This window comes from Parasegetibacter sp. NRK P23 (genome assembly GCF_023721715.1).
Taxonomy (GTDB): Bacteria; Bacteroidota; Bacteroidia; order Chitinophagales; family Chitinophagaceae; genus Parasegetibacter.
The window spans coordinates 3,654,179-3,674,253 of record NZ_JAMDLG010000001.1 but is presented as its reverse complement, the minus strand read 5'-3'; the positions used below and the strand labels follow the sequence as shown (position 1 = coordinate 3,674,253).

Sequence of the window (20,075 nt, the reverse complement as noted above, 5' to 3'; positions counted from 1 at the left end):
GAGGGTGGGTGAGCGGGTGTTTTACGGGGTGGTGTGTATGAATTGAGGAAAAGGGGGGATGAGTTGGGGGAGGGCAAATCAGAAACGAAGCAGTTCTTCAGGAGACACTTCCAGCGCCTCTGCGATGATGAACAAATAAGACACGGAAAAATTTACCACCCCTCGTTCCATCCTGTTGATCTGAGAGTAGTCCATATCGTTACACTTGAAAGCCAACGCTTCTTGTGAGAGGCCTTTTTCCTTTCGTAAAGCTTTGATTTTCAAACCAATTTGCCGTAGGAATTCTTCATTCCTGTAATAAGATCTGGTGGCTGGCATAATCAACCCTAAAAAGAATGGATTATAGGTGATTGGAGTAGGGAGAATTCTCCCTATTTTAGCAGGCTCAGATGTGTAGTAACTCCCTTTAAGCTTTTAAAGGACCTTTTTTCAGATGCTCATCACCAAACAAACCATGCACCAAACCGATTCACCCATTCAAGTTACCATGAGCTCGCCTGACCTTATTCAAGAAAACATTCAAAAACTGGCGGCTTTATTCCCCCATTGTGTAACTGAATCAGCTGCGGGACTTTCGGTAGACCTTGATCTGCTGAGGCAGGAGTTAAACGGAAAAGTGGTGGAAGGAACCAAAGAGCGTTACCGCCTGGAATGGCCCGGCAAAAGAGAAGCCATTGTTGCCGCCAATCTTAAAACCACACGTACCTTGCGCCCGGCCGTGGATGAATCTATTGATTTCGATACCACAGAAAACGTTTATATAGAAGGCGACAACCTCGAAGTGCTGAAACTGCTCCAGGAAAGCTATGTAGGGAAAATAAAAATGATTTATATAGATCCGCCTTACAATACGGGGAAGGACTTCGTTTATAAAGACAATTTTGCGCAAGACAGCGAACTATTCAGAGCAGAAAGCGGGCTCACCAATGAATACCACCAACGACTGGTAAGTAACCCCGATAACAGCGGGCGCTACCATTCCGACTGGTTAAGTATGATGTATCCACGTTTGAAGCTGGCACGTAACCTGCTTACGGAGGACGGCGTAATTTTTATTTCTATTGATGACAATGAAGTTCATAACCTGAGAAAGATTTGTGATGAGGTTTTTGGGGAAAGGAATTTTGTGGCTAAACTAATATGGAAAAGAAGAGCTTCTTCGGCAATGGCCGACAACAACGTATCTACAGACCATGAGTATGTTGTATGTTATCAAAAGGGTGCGTTAATTGGCTTCACTGGAATAGAAAAAGATTTTAAGAGTTATTCCAATCCAGATAATGATCCCCGCGGACCATGGGTATTAGGAGACCTTACTGTTGGAATGACTGCCTCTATGCGCCCCAATCAGGCTTACGATTTAGTAGATCCCTCAACTAATCATGTTTATCCCTACAATCCAAATCGTGTTTGGGCTTTCATTCCAGAGTCAATGGATAAAATGATTAGAGAAAAACGTGTAATCTTTCCAGAAGATGTAACGAGGCGCCCAATGCAGAAAAGATTTCAGCATGAATTAAAAAGTTCCCAAAACCCTCTCTCCTCCATATTGATCGATAAAGTGGGCCTAAACACTGAGGCTACAAAAATTATGCAGAATCTACTTGGGGGAAATATGTTTGACTATTCAAAACCTGTATCATTATTGCAGATTCTGATTGCTCAGATCGCCTCTTCCCCCAACTCCATCATCCTCGACTTCTTCTCCGGTTCTGCCACCACGGCCCATGCCGTGATGCAATTGAATGCGGAAGATGGAGGTTCGCGCCGCTTTATCATGGTACAGCTGCCCGAAAAAACACCGGAGGCCAGCGAGGCTCACAAAGCGGGGTACGATAACATTTGTGCTATTGGAAAAGAAAGGATCAGGCGTGCCGCGCGTAAAATAAAAGAAGATACCGGCGCTGCCATCGACTATGGGTTCCGTGTTTTTCGCCTCGATGATAGCAATATGAGGGATGTGTATTATGCGCCGGAAGTATTTAAGCAGGATCAGCTGGAACTTTTTGCGGATAATATTAAACCCGGCCGGACAGCGCTGGACCTGTTGGTTCAGGTGATGTTGAGCCTGGGCCTTCCGCTCTCCGTAAAGATCGACAGGAAAGAAGTAGCCGGGAAAGAGGTGCTGCTCGCAAACGATGGCACATTAATGGCCTGTTTTGATTCCGGCATCAACGAAACATTCATTAAAAGTGCCGACCTCACTGCTGTGGAGCGGATCGTATTCCGTGATGCCTCTTTTTCCGACGATACGGCCAAAGAGAATGTGAAGCAACTGCTGAAACAACTGAAGCCTTCCTTAGAAATGCGTGTAATCTGATCCTATGAAACTGCAATTCAAAAAGCAATCTTTCCAGCTTAGTGCGGTTGATGCCGTTACAAAATGTTTTGAAGGTCAGCCACGCCGCTCAGATGCTTTTCAGGTGGTAAATGGCCAGGACCTGTTAATGCGCGCACGTGATATCGCAACAGGCGTTTTGCCACTGGCTTTTGAAGAAGACCTGATGGAGCGGATCGGTTACCGCAATGCGCCGTTAGAACTTTCTCCCCTGCAACTTTTGCGGAATATTCAACAGGTGCAGCGGGATAATAACCTTCAGGTTAGCGACAAACTGGAATTTCCAAAATACAATACGGAAGGATGCCATCTTACCATTGAAATGGAAACAGGAACGGGGAAAACGTACACCTATATACGCACCATGTATGAGCTGTACAGGCAGTTTGGCTGGAGTAAATTTTTGGTGATTGTTCCCAGTATCGCCATACGTGAGGGTGTGTTCAAAACATTCGAAATAACCCAGGATCACTTCCAGGAAATATACGGCCATAAAATAAGGGCTTACATCTATAATTCAGCAAATCCCCAGCACATAGACCAGTTCGCTTCTTCGGGAAATATAAGTGTGATGGTGATCAACACACAGGCTTTTAATGCCAGGGGGAAAGATGCCCGGAGAATTTATATGGAACTGGACGATTTCTCAACACGCCGCCCAATAGAGGTGATCGCACAAACGAATCCGGTTCTTATTATCGACGAGCCACAGTCGGTTGATGGAGAAAAGACGCTGGAAAGCATGCAGGATTTCCATCCCCTTTTTACGCTACGTTATTCCGCAACGCACAAACAGGAATACAATAAAGTATTTCGCCTGGACGCACTGGACGCATACAACCAGAAACTGGTAAAAAAGATACAGGTAAAAGGAATCAATATCAGGAATGTGTCTGGAGCTGATGGTTACCTTTACCTGGAACAGGTTGTTCTCGGGAAAGGCAATCCCCAGGCAATGGTGGAATTTGAAAAAAGAACCTCGACAGGGATAAAACGGGTCCGTCAAAAACTCAAAGCGGGCGCAAATTTATTCCAGCTTTCAGGCGAAATGCCCCAGTACGAGCATTGTATCCTGCAGCACATCGACGGATACCTCAATAAAATAGAAATCAACGGCCAGGAATTGTTTGCCGGTGAAATGATTGGGGCGGGCAGCGAAGGTGAAGCTTTCCGGAGGATTCAGATCAGAGAAACAATCCTCTCTCATCTTCAGCGGGAAAAGCAGCTTTTTATAAAAGGCATTAAGGTGTTGTCACTTTTTTTTATTGATGCTGTAGAAAAATACCGCATTTATCCTGAAGGTGGAGGTTTTGAGCCCGGTATGTATGCACGTGTTTTTGAAGAAGAATATCAGGCGGTGGTCCAGGAATTATTGCAGGAAGAACAACTTCTTCCGGAGTATGCCGACTACCTGCGCAGAGATGCTGCAACTTCAGTACATGACGGCTACTTTTCCCTGGATAAACAGAAACGACTCACCGACCCGGTTATCAGAAAAGGAAAGAAGCCGGAAGATGTTGATTCCGATGACAAGGAAGCGTTCGATCTGATCATGAAGAATAAAGAACGCCTTCTTGATTTTAAAGAGCCGGTAAGGTTCCTCTTTTCTCATTCTGCCTTAAAGGAAGGATGGGACAACCCGAATGTTTTCCAGATTTGCGCGCTGAAAGGAGGTACAACTCCGGGATACAGCACACATAGGCGCCGCCAGGAAGTGGGGCGGGGAATGCGTTTGTGTGTGAACCAACATGGCATACGGCAGGATTTTGAAACCGTTGGAGAAGAGGTGCATGACATTAACAGGCTCACCATTATTGCGGCAGAAAGTTATGAACAGTTTGCAGAAGGTCTGCAAACCGAAATTGCGGAAACATTAAAAGGAAGACCAGTAAAGGTTTCTGTAGATTTCATCACTGGAAGGATTGTAACTGATGCACAGGGAAACCAACTCCGCCTGGATGAGGATACTGCAAGAAAATTAAATAAACTTCTCTATAAAAATGACATTCTGGATGATGACGATCAGTTTACTGAATACGGAAGGAGCGCTGTGGAAGAAGGTGCTTTCCCATTACCTGTGAACCTGGAGCCTTTCCGAGATAGTGTACAACTTTTGTTACTCTCCGTATTTACACCTTCTTCTATTGAACCAGAAAATGAACGCCATCAGGCACCGGTTGCGTTAAACCCGAATTTTCACAAACAGGAATTCCAGGAGCTCTGGAAAAGGATCAGCCATAAAACGATTTACGAGGTTGCATTCAATACGGAGAAACTTATCACCGAAAGTATACAAAGACTGAACAATAGGCTTTTCGTTGCCGAAAGTACCTATGAAGTGAAAAGCGGAAGTCTTGAAAAAACCACCAAAGAACAACTTGAACAGGGTGAGGCATTCAGTGAAACTGGAAGAGCAACACATAAACTTTTGACAAAGACAACTTACAGCCGCTATGATGTGGTGGGAGAAATAGTGAGGTATACAAATCTTACAAGAAAAACCATTGTGCGGATACTTAAAGCCATTAAGCTGGAGAAATTCAACATGGTTGCTATCAATCCGGAAGCGTTTATTGCCAATACCTCGCACCTGATCAATGAGACCAAAGCCAGCCTGATAATTCACAATATTGTTTACCACAAAACCGATGAAAAGCACGATGCCGCGGCTATTTTTACCAACGACCGGCTGGTAATACGGAATCAACAGCAGCTTAAAAAACATATCTACGATTACCTTACAACAGATTCAGATACGGAAGCCAGTTTCGCTGAAGCGCTTGAGAAAAGTGCGGAGGTTTCCGTATATGCCAAACTTCCTAAAAGCTTTCATATTACCACACCTATTGCGAACTATAGTCCAGACTGGGCGATTGTATTTGATGAAAAGAAAGTTCGTCACATCTATTTCGTGGCAGAAACAAAGGGCACGGAGCATGAATTAGAACTGAGGGGTATTGAAGACCTGAAGATTCATTGTGCTGAAAAACATTTTAAAGCCATTGCAGGGAAGGATATTCTTTACTCGTTCGTAAAAACATACGATAAATTGCTGGAAATCGTGCAGGTAAAGTAATCGCCCCTTAACCCACAGGTAACATTCCCTTCCTACCTTGCCCCCATGCAATACCTACTCATCATCGGGGCTTTCCAGGCGCTGATTGCCCTGGGAATGCTGGCCGCGGGCCACAAAAGAAGACCCGCCGACAGCCTGCTGGGATGGATGCTGGCCTGTATGTGCGCCCATCTCTCCATCAAATTCGTGATATACGGATTCTCCGGGAGCATGGAGCTGAAAGCGGGATTCAATACATTTATCGATCTTGCCTACGGTCCCCTGTTGTGGATGTACGCGCAAAAAGTGCACAACGACAAGTACGTACCTGCCAAACAATGGTTCCTGCTGCTCCCCACGTTACTGGCCGCGGGTGCATACCTGGCCATTACTTATGGTATTGTAAATGAAGGTGTAAAAAGCATGAGCCGGTACATAGACATGTACAACCGCTCCACCGAGCGCCTGATTATAGCGTCCTTCCTTATCTATCCCTTGCTGGTACTTAATAAGAGCAACACCTTACCGTCGTTCTGGGCATCGGAGCGCAAACTCATCCGGCGGATGGCCAAGCTCTTCCTGGTGGTACCTAATATCATCTGGCTGATGAACAATATCGCCGATAATATGGGGTTGTTTTCCGTGGAAACCCGCATCATCGTCATCCGGGTGGTCGCGTATTCCAATATCATCGTCATCTGCATTTCCATCCTGAAGTTCAGGCTGTTCCAGGAGCAGGTGGTTTCGGGTGAGTGCATGGCTGAAGAACAGGTTCAGCCAACGGAACCCATTACGGAGACCTTATTGGTGCCGGAAGAAAAAGAGCTCCACATTGCCCGAAAAGCGGCCCAGGCTGATCTTGAGCTGAGGCGACAGGTAGCCGATAAATTACTGCTGGCGATGGAACGGTCGAAACGTTATACCGATCCTGATCTTACTTTGGAGAAACTCGCCACTGCACTTCAAGTGCCGCGTAACCTGGTTTCGGAGGTGCTGAACCAGCACCTTGAAAAAACGTTCTACCAGTTTGTTAACGAGTTCAGGGTAAAAGAAGTGATCCGTTTATTCAACCGGTGTAAGCAACAGGGTGTCTCCCCAAATATCCTCTCCCTGGCTTTCGAGGCGGGCTTCAATTCCAAATCTTCCTTCAACCAGTATTTCAAGAAACACACCGGACAAACGCCTTCGGAATACCTGAAACTGGAGCGCCGCGCCACCGCCGAAACAGGAATAGCGGCGTATGGATAAAGAATGGTAATATTTCCATAACCTCCGCAAGTGATTGATAATCAAAACATATAAGTGCATAGCCGTCCAGAATGTTCAGGCCTACCCGTTCGGACGGTCAGCCAGCTTCCTTCCTTCAGTTTTGTGACAAATATTTTTTGTATGTGGAAGAATCAACTGCTGCGGAACTGGCTTTTACTGGTACTCACCACAGGAGGGGTCACCGGTTTAAAGGCTCAGGTTATTAAGGGTACCGTGACCAATAAGGATGGTCAGTTACCGGGTGCCACCATTTCCCTGGAAGGCCGGAAAGAAACCGCTTCCTCCTCCCTGGATGGAAGCTTTACATTAAAGTGCGCCGTTACCGGGAAAATTACTTTAGTCGTTTCCTACATCGGCCACGAAACATTTTCCCGGGAAATGACCGTGAAAGAAGGGGTGAACGATGCCGGTGTGCTGGAACTGAAACCCGCAGGCAGCAACCTCGGGGAAGTGGTGGTGAAAGGAACCATGGCCCCCTCCCAAATGAAGGCGTATAACATCAAAAAGAATTCCCTTGCGATCATGGATGTGATCGCCGCCGACGCAATCGGGAAACTGCCCGACCGTAACGCCGCCGAAGCCGTGCAACGCATGCAGGGTGTGGCCGTGGCCCGCTACCACGGGGAAGCCGATGCCGCCACGGTGCGGGGCACTCCTTTCGCCTGGACCTCCACCATGTTCAACGGCAGCCGGTTGCCCAGCTCAAACGTACTCGGAAACCGTTCCTCCGTATTGGATGCCGTACCCTCCGAAATCATCCAGTATGTGCAGGTCGCCAAGGCGCTCACACCCGATTGGGAGGGCGATGCCATCGGTGGTTCCGTCAACTTTATTACGCGCACCGCTCCGTTGAAACGGCAACTCAACGCCAGCCTGGCCGGCGGATACAACAACTTCTCACAAAACGGCACCTACAACGCCTCCCTGGTATACGGCGACCGGTTCTTCAAAGACAAACTCGGTGTGATCATAGCCGGCGCCATCTGGGACCGCCAATGGGGAACCGATAGCTACGACGTGAGCTACAATACCGGCCTGGCCGACCCCGTTCAGCAAAAGTCCATCAACAACGTGATGTTCAAGCGTTACATGGGCAAACGCCAGACCTATGGCGCCAACCTGGGACTTGAATACAAGTTCAACGCTTCCAACAAACTGTTCTTCCGCGGGTTGATGGATAAGTTCAACGATATCCGTCCCGTATACGAATCCTACATTGATTACACCGCCAGCCGTTACCAGTACAACTACCGTTACTCTCATTACCAGACCAGGCTCAATGGTGCGGAGCTGGGCGGTGAACACCAGCTCTCGGCTAGGGTAAAAATGGATTGGTCGGCCAGCAACTACCTGTCCCAGTATTTCCTTGAAACCCCGCCCACCAGTGGTGTGAAAGGTTTGCCCATCGCTACTTTCCGCCAACGCATCACCGGGGGATTCAACAACCTCTCTTCTGATGGGAAAAGATACTGGAGCTTTGATTCCCCTGATGGCACAGGTGGTGATCCGCTCTCTTTCGATGCCGGATTGAAGAACCCTGCTGAAACAATGGATGCGTCTAAGCTTACCCTGCAACAACTGGTGATCGCGCAACTTGATACGAAGGAACAGGATAAGACCGCGCAGTTCAATTTCAAAGTTAACGCGTCTGCAAAGGTGAATATTAAGTTCGGGGGAAAATACCGGCACAAATACCGTGAAAGCACGTTCGGTTCCAACCTTGTTTTTCTCCCCGGCGCAGCGCTTGGCATTCCAAATTCTCCGGCATTGCTTTCGCTGTCGCAACTTGAAAGAGCAGAATTCCCTCAAGGCAACGGTTACTTCAAGGGGATGAACGGGAATTACAACCAGTATATGGTAGACCCGATTTCCAAACAGCAACTGTTCAACTTCTTCGACACTTCTTTTCAGAAAGAGCATGGTTTCGGGAACTATACCTCTAAAACCAACGCCACGAACTACTATTCCGGTACGGAAGATGTTTTCGCCGGTTACGCCATGGCTGAAATAGATGCCACGGAAAAACTCAAGATCGTGGCTGGTGTAAGGAATGAATACACGGCACTGGAACTGGATGGCTCCAAAGCTTCCACCAATGCGGGTTCGCAGGTAGTGATCGCTCCGGTTACCGTAAAAAATAACTACAACGCGTTATTGCCGATGGCGCACCTGAAATACAACCTGGCCCCACAGGCCAATATCCGTGCGGCCTACACCAAAACATTCGTGCGGGCGAATTTCAATGACCTTACCCCGGGTGAATCGATTGACAACACGAAGAACCCGATCACTATCACCAAAGGAAATCCGGACCTGAAACCAACTTTCGCCCACAATTTCGACCTGATGGGAGAATACTATTTCTCTAACATCGGACTGCTTTCAGGCGGTGCCTTCTACAAGGATATCAGGAACGTGATCTTCAGCGATAAAACATTCTACAATGAAGGGGGCAATAATTATGTGCTCACTTCAGCCGCCAACCTGGAGAACGCCTCACTTTACGGGTTTGAAGCCGGCATTAATAAACGCTTCAGCTTCCTGAAAGGCTTCTGGAGCGGGTTCGGCGTAGACTTCAACTATACGTTCATCAACAGTAAAGTGAAGGTTCCGCGCACCACCGGCACACAAAAAGTAATGGATGAAACCAGCCTGCCCAACCAATCGAAAAACCTTTTCAACGCCATCCTCTTTTATGAAAGAAACGGTGTAATGGTAAGGCTCGCAGGGAACTACCGCGGCAAATCAGTGGAAACCATCAACCAGCAACTGGGTCCTGACTTCTACATCTGGACCGATAAGAACTTCACGATCGACGCTTCCGCCACCGTAGGCATTACGCCACGCATCAAAGCCTTCGTGGAATTGAATAACCTGACCGACGAACCCCTCCGCACCTATATGGGCGATAAACGCAGGGTGACCATGACCGAATGGTACGGCGCCCGCGGACAGGCCGGGATCCGCTGGGACATCATCAAGTAGTTCTGGAAGTATCAACTATTTCAACAATTATTCACCTTCCTCTTCCGGTAAGCACCGCTGCTGAAAAGCAATCCGGGGGAGGAATCTTCAACACAATTCTCCATGAAAAAAATCATCTTTTCAATCGCCATGACTATTCCCCTGATCGCTGCCGCACAATTAAAAGACAGCGCTACCCGTGTAATCCGCATGCAGGGAACCGTTAATTTCCGTGATGCCGGTGGGTATAAAACCGCCGACGGCAAAAGGGTTATCACGGGTAAGGTTTTTCGCAGCGCAGACATCAGCAAACTGACCGACGCGGATATGCAGGTGATGGCCAATCACCATATTTATACCGTGATCGACTTCCGGGGAAAGAAAGAATCCGCCGCCGCTGAAGACAGGCTGCTGCCCAATACCGATTACACGTTAAGTCCGGCCGGCAGCGATAGCATGCCTGATCCGAAACAAATGGCGCAAAAGATCAAACAAAAAGGATTTCTGATGGACATGTACGGGCAGCGCAGCGTACAATATTACGGGGAAAGATACCGCCCGCTTTTCCAGAAACTGCTCTCCCTTCCCGACACATCTTCCCTCCTTTACCATTGCAGCGGCGGCAGGGACCGTACCGGAATGGCTTCCGCCCTTTTCCTTTATGTGCTGGGCGTTCCGCAGCAAACCATTGAAGATGATTTCGTGGCCTCTAACGTATATCTCGAACCGATAATGGGCAAATGGTACAAGCCCATGCAACAGGCTTTTGGCATGAGCGAAGCGGAGATCAGGGCCGAAATGGACCTTCGCCCCGAACATATCCGTAATTTCTTCAGCGCCATCAATGCTGAATACGGATCGGTAGAAAAATTTATGCAACAGGAAATGGGCGTTGGCCCAAAAGAGATTAATGTATTAAAGCAGAAGTACACGTTGCAATAATGCATTGATTCCACCGTAGCGTAACTGCAACCAGTTTAAATAAGAGAGGGGACGCTTCATGGTAGAGTGTCTCCTTTCTTTTATTGAAGCCTCTATCAATAATCAGGCTCTTCTTTCACCAATTACTCAACAGCGCCGCATGCTCAGCAACCCATTGCGTCGCCACGACAAATAAAAAACCACATGCTATTCTCCCCAACAAAGAACCCCTCACCAACCCACTAATGCCTTGCGTCCTTGCTTCTTAGCGCTCTTTGCGTGAAATCCTTGTCCCACCTCCCCGAAAAATTCACCCGCAAGTATCTACGACAACCATCGTCTAAAACTTCCGGAAACCGCCGTTGCTATCCGGAAAACACCCATTAGTCGAAAATCAATCAGGAAAACACGGTCTTATCCTACATTCATTTGTAACAAAATCAACATGGCCAAAGCACTACACATCTTCGTTTTATCCACATTGTTCCTTTTGGGCGCCCGGTTTGCGGCAGCGCAAACTACCGGCTCGCTGAAAGGGATTGTTTCAGACACCTCGTCCAAACAGCCGCTGATAGGCGCTACCATCAACGTCCAAAATGCCAAAGATTCCAATGCCATCCCGGCTTTCGCCGTTTCCGACAACAAGGGCGGTTTCGAAGTGAAAGGCCTGGTTTGGGGTGAATATGATGTAACAATCTCCTATTCAGGGTACAAGGATTTTGTGAAGAAACTGACCTTTGCTTCTGATAAAGCGGTGATAGACCTCGGCTCCGTGATCCTGGAAAGAAGTGCCGATGTGCTGGATGAAGTGGTGGTGACCGATAATGTGCCGATCCGGGTAAAAGGCGATACCATCCAGTACAAAGCGGATATGTTCAAGACCAAACCCAATGCCACGGCGGAAGATTTATTGAAGAAACTTCCCGGTGTGCAGGTAGACAAAGAAGGAAACGTTCAATCCCAGGGCGAATCGGTGAACCGTATCCTCGTGGATGGAAAGGAATTCTTCGGCAACGACCCCAAACTGGCCACGAAAAACCTGACCGCTGAAATGATCGAATCGATACAGGTTTTTGATGATATGAGCGATCAGGCCAAGTTTACCCGGATCGATGACGGTAACCGCCAGAAAACCATCAACATACGCTTGAAAGACAACCGCCGGAAAGGTTACTTCGGCAGGGCGCTCGCCGGATATGGCACGGACGACAGGTACGAAACAAGTCTGAGCCTGAACAAATTCAACGGCGATCAGCAGATATCCCTGGTGGCGGGGTCGAACAACATCAACAAACAGACTTTCTCCTTCAGTGATATCGTGAGCAATATGGGCGGATTCGGAAGCAGCGGCGGCATGGGCGGTGGTGGTTTCGGTGGCTTTGGCGGCGGCGGAAACTTCGGCGGTGGCCGTGGTGGTGGTGGTGGAGGTGGAGGTGGTGGCGGCATGCGCGTGATGAACTTTGGTGGTGGCGGCTTCGGCGGCGGAAACAATTCCAATGGTATTACCCGCGCAACTAATATCGGCTTGAACTACCGCGATAAATGGAGCCCCAAACTGGACGTGAACGGAAGCTATTTCTTCTCCGACAGCAAAACAAACGCGGCAAGTGAAGGAATAGAGCAGATACTTATCACGCAAAGACCAGATTCTACTTCAAACCGAACCTTCAATTCCAACAGGATCAATCTGAACCAGAACCACCGGTTTAACTTCAGAATGGAATACTTCATCGACTCGATGAACTCATTGCTGATCACGCCCAGACTTACATTGCAGCGTTCTGAAACCAATTCATTCGATACCAGCTACACGTATTCCGATATCCCCGGCAATAAATTTCTTTCCCAGGAAGCTTCCGCAAGAAGCACGAACCAAAGGGATGGCGTCAACTTTAACAACGAATTACTCTTCAGGCACCGCTTCGGAAAAGTAGGTAGAACGCTTACCCTGGGCTGGCAAACGGCTATCAACAACAGCGACGGGGAAGGCACTTACTATTCACCGCTTACTTACTACGGCTCCGACGGCTCTGTGGCAGAATATGGTATCCAGAATATTTACAATTCGCAGGTGACCAAATCCAACAACAATACCTGGACCACTTCCTATACTGAGCCCATCGGCCTGAACAAGTTGCTGGAACTGAACTACGCTTATACCAACAACCAAAGCACCTCCGACAGAAAGGCTTATGATTTCAACAGCAGCACCGGCGAATACGACCTGGTGAACAAAGTACAGACCAACTATTTTGAGAACAGCTACATTACCCATCGCGGCGGACTGAATTTCCGGGTAAAGCAAACTAAATACGACTACCAGCTCGGCGGTGGCGTTCAATGGTCCGACCTCTCCAGCAAAAGCTTGCGCGCACTCACAGGAAAGGATACGACCACGAGTCAGAAGTTTGTGAACTTCTTCCCTACGGCCAACTTCAACTACAATTTCGCCCGGTCCAAATCGCTCCGGATCAACTACCGCGGACGTACCAATCAGCCCTCCATCTCTCAACTGCAGGACGTGCTGGATGAAAGCAATATCTCCCAGGGACAACTGAGAAGTGGTAACCCGCTCCTCGACCAGGAATTCACCAACGACTTCTCCCTGAACTACAACACTTTCAACGCCACCACATTCCGGTTCTTCTCCGCAAGGCTGAACTACTCGAATACCCTGAACAAAATCAGCAATAAAATATTCAGCTCCCTGCCCTCCAATGTTACGCCGAGCACACCTGTGAATCCGGATGCCATTCAATACATCATCCCCGTTAACGTAGATGGCGTATTCAACACATCCAGTTTCCTTACCCTCGGTATTCCTTTAAAAGGGAAAATGCAGGGCAGCAACCTGAACTTCAACAACTCAGTCCGTTTTTCACGCGACGTGAACGTGTTTGAAAACCCGAAAACCACCGGCGAAATGGAAAGTCAGACCAATACCTGGACCGTGAGCCAAACCGCTGGCATCAACCTGAACTTTACCGATGTGATTGATGTTAGTCTGAACGGAACAGTATCGTACAACGATGTGCGTTATACCGGTCAACAACTTTCCGCCACACAAACCAACCAGAAATACGTTTCTCAAACCTACTCAACGGACATCACCGGGTACCTGCCTGCCAATTTCCTGATCAGCACCGATTTCGATTTCATCATCAACAGCGGACGGGCCGCGGGATTTAACCAGAACATCCCGCTCTGGAACGCCAGCGTATCCAAATTGCTCTTCAAGAAAAAGCAGGGTGAACTAAAGCTTTCCGTGAATGATATCCTGAACCAGAACCAGAGCATCAGCAGAAATGTGAATTACAACTCCATCACCGATACCCGCACCATGGTGCTGCAACGTTATTTCACGCTGAGCTTCCTGTATAGCCTGAACAAGTTTGGCGGTGGGCAGCAACAACAACGTGGTGGGCCAGCCGGTGCGCCACGTGGTGTGCCGAGGTTTATGGAAAGACAGATGCAGCGGAGTTCGCAGCAGTAAGTCTCGCAAGCAATAAAAACACCTATTATGCCCAAAGAAAAACCCCGCATCACTGCGGGGTTTTCAGCACACTGTGGTTTCAGAGGTTTGTGCTGCGTTATTGGTCAGACGCAATAACTATTTCAACAGTTGCTTCTTTCTTTCTATATACGATGGCCTGCCATAGGGGGCTTCTCCGCTAAGGAAAACACAGAGCAACGATTTCAGTAAATAAACGGGATTGGTGTTGGGGCGATAATAACGGCGATACATGCGCGCTTCGTCGTGTGCATACTGCACCTGGTTCTTTTTCATTGATATTGGTTTTATGGATGAGGGGTCAGTAACAGGTTAAAACGGAACAGTTCATGAATTATTGCCCAACGCCCTCTTTTTTAAAAATTAAGGGGTCGGGCATTGTGAAGAACTTGTGAATGTAATAACTTGTGCCAAATCCCCTTCCAATGAAAACAACTTTACTCATGCTGGGCCTTGCCCTCGGAGGTACCCTTACAGCACAAGCTCAAAGTATGTTGCGCACCGTTAGTCATGTGGCCGGTCCAACACTTAAATCATCAGTGGAACATATTCTTAAGGATTATCCTAATGCATTCCGTAATGTAATGGGCGCTGAAACGGTATCCAATCCTGAGTTCACGGAGTTCGAATGTACCACACCGCCAACAGGGGCCATCACCGCGCATTTCTCGAAGTTCAATACCCCAAATGGTAACGTGGTGAGTTTTGAGGCGCTGATGTTCCGGTCGGAAGATTTCAAAGCCGCTTCCGCAAAGTACAAAGCCATTTGCAATGAATTGAAAAGAGGTATCATCAATATGGGGAAGCACCGCCCGTATATTATGGATGGCACCTATAGCCAGCCTTCGGAAGAAAAAGGCTTCAGTGAAACATTGTATGCGCTGATGCCTTCGGATGATGTGGTGGAGAAACTGAAGATCGTGGTCACCATGGAGTTCGTCTTCCCCGAATGGGACGTATGTATCAAGATGTACGACAAAGGGTCGGATACGGAAATCATGCTGGAGGACGACGATGACGATATGTAACTAAAAGCTAAGCCCCGCAAAATGCGGGGCTTTCGCTAAGCACCAAAACCAAAATAAGTTATTGCTGGCTGCTGCGGTTGCCACCGCCGTTACCACCACCGCCGCGTTGAGGGCGCTGTGCTTCTTCGATTTCTTTCAGTTTTTTGAATTGCTCTTCCGTGATGAGTTTCTTTACTTTCTCATCGCGCTCTGTAGTCATTTTTTCAAACACGGAGCGGTCGGGCCTTTCACCGCCATTTCTTGCGGCTTCAAATATCTTCTGCTGTCCTTTGTAGAAATCGAGGTAAGCTGCTTCTACTTTGGCTTGTGTTTCTTTTTCAAGTTTCAGTTCAGGACCTGCTTTTTCAAAAAGGGTCTTTACTCTTTCTTCGGGTGTGCGCATCATGCCACGTCCGCCTCCGGGAGGTTGCGCGTGCAATGCGAAAGTTGTGGCGAAGAAAAGTACTGCGAGGAACAAGATTCTGGCTTTCATTTCAGTAGTTGATTTAAGAATTATAGATAATTAAGTAGTACTGAATATTAGAAGCCGGGATCTTGAAAAACCTTCGTAGTTATTTCATTTTCTGGGGTGAATTTTTTAAAGAATCTTCAGCGGCCTTGTTGTTGTTTACACGGCCCCTGGTCATGGTCATTTTTTTGATCACATCTTCAATGAAAGCGTCGAACTTTTCGCGCTGTTCAGGCAGGCACAATGCTTTTACTTCATTGAAGTGTTTAAAGGTCTGCAGGTCGATAGCCTGTTGGGCGTTCCCGATAGCTGCTGCTGCGCCCTTGAGGGCTGAGTCGCCCAGTTCGGGTACCCGTAACAGTTGATAAAAGGAATCTTTGGAGCTGCGCATTTTTTCAAACAGGGGGCGCATGGTGTTCCAGTGTGCCTCTCTGAGTTTTGTGTAACGCTCCAGTTGTTCTTTGGAGAACCCTACTTCTTTTTCCAGCATTTCACCGGTTCTGCCGTAGGGGTGTTTTTCCTGTGGTTTCTCTGTTTTTTTAGGCTCACCCGGTTTCTTTTCTTCACTTACCAGCATATACAGCAGCACCACGTTGGCCACCAATAATACGCTGATAATAAACACGAGCCATTTGTACCTTTTAGCACTGATCATTCCTTACTTGTTTTCGTAATCATAAAAAGTATTCACCGCGAGATTGTATTCATCGGCGAATTCTTCACGGGTCTGGGTGGTGGAATTGTTCCCCATCAGGGATTCTTTCCAGGCAAGGATAGATCCGTTGAGTGCCAGGATCAGCAGGAGTGCGCCGAAGGCGACCGAAGGTTTGCCGATAAATTGGAGGATACGTTCCCAGGGTGAGAAGGTGTCTTCCGCGCGCAGCGCGGCCTGCACCCTCGTAAACAAAAAGGCCGGCGCTTCCGCTCTCTGGAGGCCGTTCAGGCTTTCGAGCGTGGCGTCAACTTTTTTGGTGATGTCATTTTCAAGGTTCATCATGATAAATTTAGACGTTCTTTGATCAATTAACCTTCGCTGTCTAGGTTTTTATAATAATCACCCAGCCATTTCCGGAGGTTCATTTTGGCCCGGTGCATCAGCGACTCCACTGCCGGCACCGTATTTTCCATTACTTCACTCACTTCCTGGTAACTCAGTCCTTCCACTTTGTGCAAACTGAATGCAATGCGCTGGCTTTCAGGAAGTTTCTCTATTGCTTTAAAAAGAACCGCGGCCATTTCCTTCTGGTCGAGCGATACGCCGGGGTGGTGAAATTCCGGGGGATCCTCCACCAGTTCTCCGTGTTCGCCGAAAAGGCTGCGGACAAAAGCGAATCTTTTTTTCCTTTTCTTCCGCCTGATATGGTCCATCGCTTTGGATAAGGTGATCCTGTACAGCCAGGTCGATAATTTGGCATCGCCCTTAAAGCCGTGGATCGACTGATAAGCCTGAACGAAAACCTCCTGCGCCACGTCTTCCGCGTCTTCCGGATGCTGCAGAATGCCCAGCGCGGTGTTGTACACCATGTTCTGCCAGGCTTCCACCAACTGTTTGAATGCCGCCTGGTTTCCCTGCCTGAGCTGTTCAATGAGTATCCTTTCGTTCAAAATATCGTTTTTTGCGCAGCGGCCAACCAGGGGAGCCCGCTCTATCCTTCATGCTGATTTGCCTGATATAGACGACAATATCGCAATTTTCATTTGGAAATTTTCAGATTATTTTCACCCGTCGTCACCCATCAATCACCTCTTCTGCCGGGCCCCTTCCGCCAAAATCTTCCCGGCAGGAACTTATCTCGTACCTAAACCCGTATATTTGCACTCCTTGAAAAAAATATCAGTATGGAATACGGAAAAATTATCGCCGTTACAGGATTGAGTGGATTATTTGAGCTGGTGAGCAGCAAAAACGATGGCGCCATTGTTCGTTCTCTCGATGACAAGACCACCCGTTTCGTGGCCTCCCGCGTACACAATTTCTCGCACCTTGAAAGTATTGAAGTATATACCGTTAGCGATAACGTAAACCTGGTGGAAGTATTCCAGGCCATGGAGAAAAACACGAAGGCGCTGCCCGATGTGAAGGATGCCAAGGCGCTGAAAGCTTATTTCCAGGAAATATTCCCTGAACTGGACCAGGAAAGGGTGTACACCAGCGATATGAAGAAGATGGTGAAATGGTTTGAAGTGCTGAAAAACAATGAAGTGGCATTCAAACTGAGCCAGGCCGCCGAAGATGCCGGTGCGCCGGAAGAAGAAGAAGCGGAAGTGGCCGCTGCTCCCGAAGTAGAAGCACCGAAAGCGGAGAAAAAAGCGCCTAAAAAGAAAAAAGCTGAAGAGCCCGCCACTGCTGAGGCCGAAGCGGAAGCACCCAAAAAGAAAGCGCCCCGCAAAAAGAAAACAGAAGAGTAAAAAGGAAAACATAAATTTTTTCAAAACCGGCCTTGGGATTTTTCCAGCCGGTTTTTTCTTTAAATTGAAGTTATGAAGACCTATACCGCAGCTATACAAAAGCTTAAAAGACAGTATTTACCCGAAGATTTTGCCATCACCAACTGGGAAGCGCTGGAGCCCTGGTTCAAAGAATTGCTGGAGCGCCCGCTAGACAGTAAGGAAACGCTTGAAAAATGGCTCGCCAACCTCAGTGAACTGGAAGCAGTGCTCAGCGAAGATGTTTGCTGGCGGCAGATCCGCATGACGCGCGACACCGAGAATAAGGCGTTTGAAGATGCCTTTACTTTTTATTGCACTGAAATTCAACCCCGTATTCAGCCTTATGCCGATAAGCTGAACCGCAAACTCGTGGAATCACCTTTCGCGGTCGAACTGGAAGGGAAAGAATATTTCGTTTACCTGCGCAGCGTAAGGAAATCGATAGAACTTTTCAGGGAAGAAAATATTCCCCTGCAGAGCGAACTGAGTGTGATGCAACAGCAATACGGCCAGATTGCCGGCAAAATGACCGTGGAAGTGAATGGCAAAGAGTTCACCCTCCAGCAGGCGGCGAAGTTCCTGGAAAACGAAGACCGCAACCTCCGCGAAGAAGTGTACCGCAAGATCAATGAACGCCGCCTGCAAGATAAGGACGCATTGAACGACCTGTACTCCAAACTGATTGAAAAACGCCACCAGGTGGCCCTGAACGCCGGCTTCTCCAATTACCGCGACTATAAGTTCCAGGAACTGGGACGTTTCGATTATACCAAAGAAGATTGTTTCCAGTTCCACGAAGCGGTGAAAAAATATGTGATGCCGCTGGTAACTGAAATCTATAAACGCAAAAAAGAAAAGTTGCAGCTCGACCCGCTCCGCCCCTGGGATTCAGAAGCGGAACCCGCGGGTACATTACCGCTGCATCCTTTTGAAACCGGCGAAGAACTGGTGAACAAGTCGATCTCCTGCTTCTCTAAACTGCGGCCGTTCTTTGGTGATTGCCTGAACAAAATGAAAGAGATGGGACATCTTGACCTGGAAAGCCGCAAAGGGAAAGCGCCCGGTGGCTACAATTGTCCGCTTGCGGAATCTGGCGCACCGTTCATTTTCATGAATGCCGCGGGCCAGATGCACGATGTTACCACGATGGTGCATGAAGGTGGTCACGCCATCCATTCTTTCCTGGCACACGATCTGAAATTGTCCGCGTTCAAAGAATACCCCATGGAGGTGGCTGAACTCGCGAGCATGAGCATGGAACTGTTCAGTATGAAGAACTGGGAGGACTTTTTTGAAAACCCTGCCGACCTCAAACGCGCACGTGAAAAGCAACTCGAAAGGGTGATCACCGTTTTCCCCTGGATCGCCACCATCGACAAGTTCCAGCACTGGGTATATGAACATCCGCAACACACCACCGAAGAACGTTCAGAAGCATGGCTTTCCATTCTGAATGAATTTTCAACGGGTGTAATAGATGTTTCCGGCCTGGAAGAATACCGGAAGTACAGCTGGCAAAGGCAACTGCACCTCTACGAAGTGCCATTCTATTATATTGAATACGGTATCGCGCAACTGGGCGCCATCGGCATGTGGAAGCAGTTCCATGAAAAACCTGAAGCCGCACTTGATAACTATATTACCGCACTCAGTTTAGGTGGCACCCGCACATTGGGAGAGTTGTATGAGGCCGCGGGGATTCGTTTCGACCTTTCTCCGGAGTATATAGCCGCTCTTATGCAGTTCGTGGAAGCCGAATACCGTAAAATTCTCGCCTAAAATACCACCAAAGTGGTATATGACCGGGCATTGTAATATGAACGTTAAGATTATCTTTGTTGGATAAAAATAAATATAGTTCCGGGTTGAAGAATTGGCGGAATTGCTGATCCTTAGTTAGACAGAAGCTGGTGTGTGAGAGGGAATTCGATGAGGTTAGACTTCTTTATTGAATTCAATTCGCTGAGGCTGCTTTGCTCTGGGGCAGTTGCTTCGCTGAGGTTGCATCACGAGATGGGTTTCCTGGTCTCAGGGAGATTCCTTCGCTTCGCTCGGAATTGAAATAGCTACTAATCAGAGCCTTAACCAAGAAGTCCCCATGTTTCTACATG

General features: G+C 48.0%; 15 protein-coding genes. 9 read left to right on the top strand and 6 right to left on the bottom strand.

The features are described 5' to 3' along the window. Window positions 1-78 precede the first annotated feature (78 nt). Window positions 79-318, bottom strand: coding sequence for a helix-turn-helix domain-containing protein (locus M4J38_RS14880; RefSeq protein ID WP_251760487.1), 240 nt, complete (start codon window positions 316-318; stop codon window positions 79-81). A 115-nt stretch (window positions 319-433) separates the two neighbouring features. Here M4J38_RS14880 and M4J38_RS14875 point away from each other — a divergent pair, with 115 nt between their 5' ends. The 6 genes from M4J38_RS14875 to M4J38_RS14850 all read left to right on the top strand — a co-directional run bounded on the left by M4J38_RS14875 (window position 434) and on the right by M4J38_RS14850 (window position 14,040). Further along, the gene (locus M4J38_RS14875) at window positions 434-2,320 is read left to right on the top strand and encodes a site-specific DNA-methyltransferase (RefSeq protein WP_251760485.1); all 1,887 of its coding nucleotides are present in this window, start codon (window positions 434-436) and stop codon (window positions 2,318-2,320) included. 4 nt (window positions 2,321-2,324) lie between these two features. Further along, window positions 2,325-5,414, top strand: a complete 3,090-nt coding sequence (locus tag M4J38_RS14870; RefSeq protein ID WP_251760483.1) for a type III restriction-modification system endonuclease — start codon at window positions 2,325-2,327, stop codon at window positions 5,412-5,414. Window positions 5,415-5,459: 45 nt separating this feature from the next. After that, the gene (locus M4J38_RS14865; RefSeq protein ID WP_251760481.1) at window positions 5,460-6,641 is read left to right on the top strand and encodes an AraC family transcriptional regulator; all 1,182 of its coding nucleotides are present in this window, start codon (window positions 5,460-5,462) and stop codon (window positions 6,639-6,641) included. A gap of 141 nt (window positions 6,642-6,782) precedes the next feature. Next, complete coding sequence (locus M4J38_RS14860) at window positions 6,783-9,647, top strand: TonB-dependent receptor (protein ID WP_251760480.1); 2,865 nt, start codon at window positions 6,783-6,785, stop codon at window positions 9,645-9,647. 102 nt (window positions 9,648-9,749) lie between these two features. Continuing rightward, entirely contained in the window at window positions 9,750-10,568 is an 819-nt protein-coding gene (locus M4J38_RS14855; protein ID WP_251760478.1) for a tyrosine-protein phosphatase, read from the top strand. A gap of 424 nt (window positions 10,569-10,992) precedes the next feature. Beyond that, on the top strand, window positions 10,993-14,040 hold the full coding sequence (locus tag M4J38_RS14850) for an outer membrane beta-barrel protein (RefSeq protein ID WP_251760477.1): 3,048 nt from the start codon (window positions 10,993-10,995) through the stop codon (window positions 14,038-14,040). Between the two features lie 117 nt (window positions 14,041-14,157). Here the strand turns inward: M4J38_RS14850 and M4J38_RS14845 are convergent, their stop codons facing one another. Beyond that, the gene (locus M4J38_RS14845; RefSeq protein ID WP_251760476.1) at window positions 14,158-14,334 is read right to left on the bottom strand and encodes a hypothetical protein; all 177 of its coding nucleotides are present in this window, start codon (window positions 14,332-14,334) and stop codon (window positions 14,158-14,160) included. 149 nt (window positions 14,335-14,483) lie between these two features. Between M4J38_RS14845 and M4J38_RS14840 the strand changes: the two genes are divergently transcribed. Then, complete coding sequence (locus M4J38_RS14840) at window positions 14,484-15,086, top strand: hypothetical protein (RefSeq protein ID WP_251760474.1); 603 nt, start codon at window positions 14,484-14,486, stop codon at window positions 15,084-15,086. A 58-nt stretch (window positions 15,087-15,144) separates the two neighbouring features. On the opposite strand, the gene M4J38_RS14835 is transcribed toward M4J38_RS14840, so the two are convergent. From M4J38_RS14835 to M4J38_RS14820, 4 genes are all read right to left on the bottom strand, one after another. Next, window positions 15,145-15,558 carry a hypothetical protein gene (locus tag M4J38_RS14835; RefSeq protein ID WP_251760472.1) on the bottom strand — a complete coding sequence of 138 codons (414 nt, stop codon included), beginning with the start codon at window positions 15,556-15,558 and terminating at the stop codon, window positions 15,145-15,147. Between the two features lie 79 nt (window positions 15,559-15,637). Continuing rightward, window positions 15,638-16,189 (bottom strand): Spy/CpxP family protein refolding chaperone, encoded by a 552-nt coding sequence (locus tag M4J38_RS14830; RefSeq protein ID WP_251760470.1) that lies wholly within the window; start codon window positions 16,187-16,189, stop codon window positions 15,638-15,640. A gap of 3 nt (window positions 16,190-16,192) precedes the next feature. Next, on the bottom strand, window positions 16,193-16,528 hold the full coding sequence (locus M4J38_RS14825) for a hypothetical protein (RefSeq protein ID WP_251760468.1): 336 nt from the start codon (window positions 16,526-16,528) through the stop codon (window positions 16,193-16,195). Between the two features lie 29 nt (window positions 16,529-16,557). Then, entirely contained in the window at window positions 16,558-17,139 is a 582-nt protein-coding gene (locus M4J38_RS14820; protein WP_251760466.1) for an RNA polymerase sigma factor, read from the bottom strand. A 234-nt stretch (window positions 17,140-17,373) separates the two neighbouring features. On the opposite strand from M4J38_RS14820, the gene M4J38_RS14815 reads away from it, so the two are divergent. Both M4J38_RS14815 and M4J38_RS14810 read left to right on the top strand, forming a co-directional pair. Beyond that, window positions 17,374-17,943, top strand: coding sequence for a DUF5606 domain-containing protein (locus M4J38_RS14815; RefSeq protein WP_251760465.1), 570 nt, complete (start codon window positions 17,374-17,376; stop codon window positions 17,941-17,943). A gap of 72 nt (window positions 17,944-18,015) precedes the next feature. Then, window positions 18,016-19,743 (top strand): M3 family oligoendopeptidase, encoded by a 1,728-nt coding sequence (locus M4J38_RS14810; protein WP_251760464.1) that lies wholly within the window; start codon window positions 18,016-18,018, stop codon window positions 19,741-19,743. The last annotated feature ends 332 nt before the right edge of the window (window positions 19,744-20,075 follow it).

Excerpts from the sequence above, each read along its gene's own strand:
- M4J38_RS14815 (WP_251760465.1), top strand. The coding sequence starts at position 17,374 with ATGGAATACGGAAAAATTATCGCCGTTACAGGATTGAGTGGATTATTT.
- M4J38_RS14880 (WP_251760487.1), bottom strand. The coding sequence starts at position 318 with ATGCCAGCCACCAGATCTTATTACAGGAATGAAGAATTCCTACGGCAA.
- M4J38_RS14875 (WP_251760485.1), top strand. The coding sequence starts at position 434 with ATGCTCATCACCAAACAAACCATGCACCAAACCGATTCACCCATTCAA.
- M4J38_RS14850 (WP_251760477.1), top strand. The coding sequence starts at position 10,993 with ATGGCCAAAGCACTACACATCTTCGTTTTATCCACATTGTTCCTTTTG.
- M4J38_RS14870 (WP_251760483.1), top strand. The coding sequence starts at position 2,325 with ATGAAACTGCAATTCAAAAAGCAATCTTTCCAGCTTAGTGCGGTTGAT.
- M4J38_RS14840 (WP_251760474.1), top strand. The coding sequence starts at position 14,484 with ATGAAAACAACTTTACTCATGCTGGGCCTTGCCCTCGGAGGTACCCTT.
- M4J38_RS14860 (WP_251760480.1), top strand. The coding sequence starts at position 6,783 with ATGTGGAAGAATCAACTGCTGCGGAACTGGCTTTTACTGGTACTCACC.
- M4J38_RS14865 (WP_251760481.1), top strand. The coding sequence starts at position 5,460 with ATGCAATACCTACTCATCATCGGGGCTTTCCAGGCGCTGATTGCCCTG.
- M4J38_RS14810 (WP_251760464.1), top strand. The coding sequence starts at position 18,016 with ATGAAGACCTATACCGCAGCTATACAAAAGCTTAAAAGACAGTATTTA.
- M4J38_RS14835 (WP_251760472.1), bottom strand. The coding sequence starts at position 15,558 with ATGAAAGCCAGAATCTTGTTCCTCGCAGTACTTTTCTTCGCCACAACT.
- M4J38_RS14845 (WP_251760476.1), bottom strand. The coding sequence starts at position 14,334 with ATGAAAAAGAACCAGGTGCAGTATGCACACGACGAAGCGCGCATGTAT.
- M4J38_RS14855 (WP_251760478.1), top strand. The coding sequence starts at position 9,750 with ATGAAAAAAATCATCTTTTCAATCGCCATGACTATTCCCCTGATCGCT.
- M4J38_RS14830 (WP_251760470.1), bottom strand. The coding sequence starts at position 16,189 with ATGATCAGTGCTAAAAGGTACAAATGGCTCGTGTTTATTATCAGCGTA.
- M4J38_RS14825 (WP_251760468.1), bottom strand. The coding sequence starts at position 16,528 with ATGAACCTTGAAAATGACATCACCAAAAAAGTTGACGCCACGCTCGAA.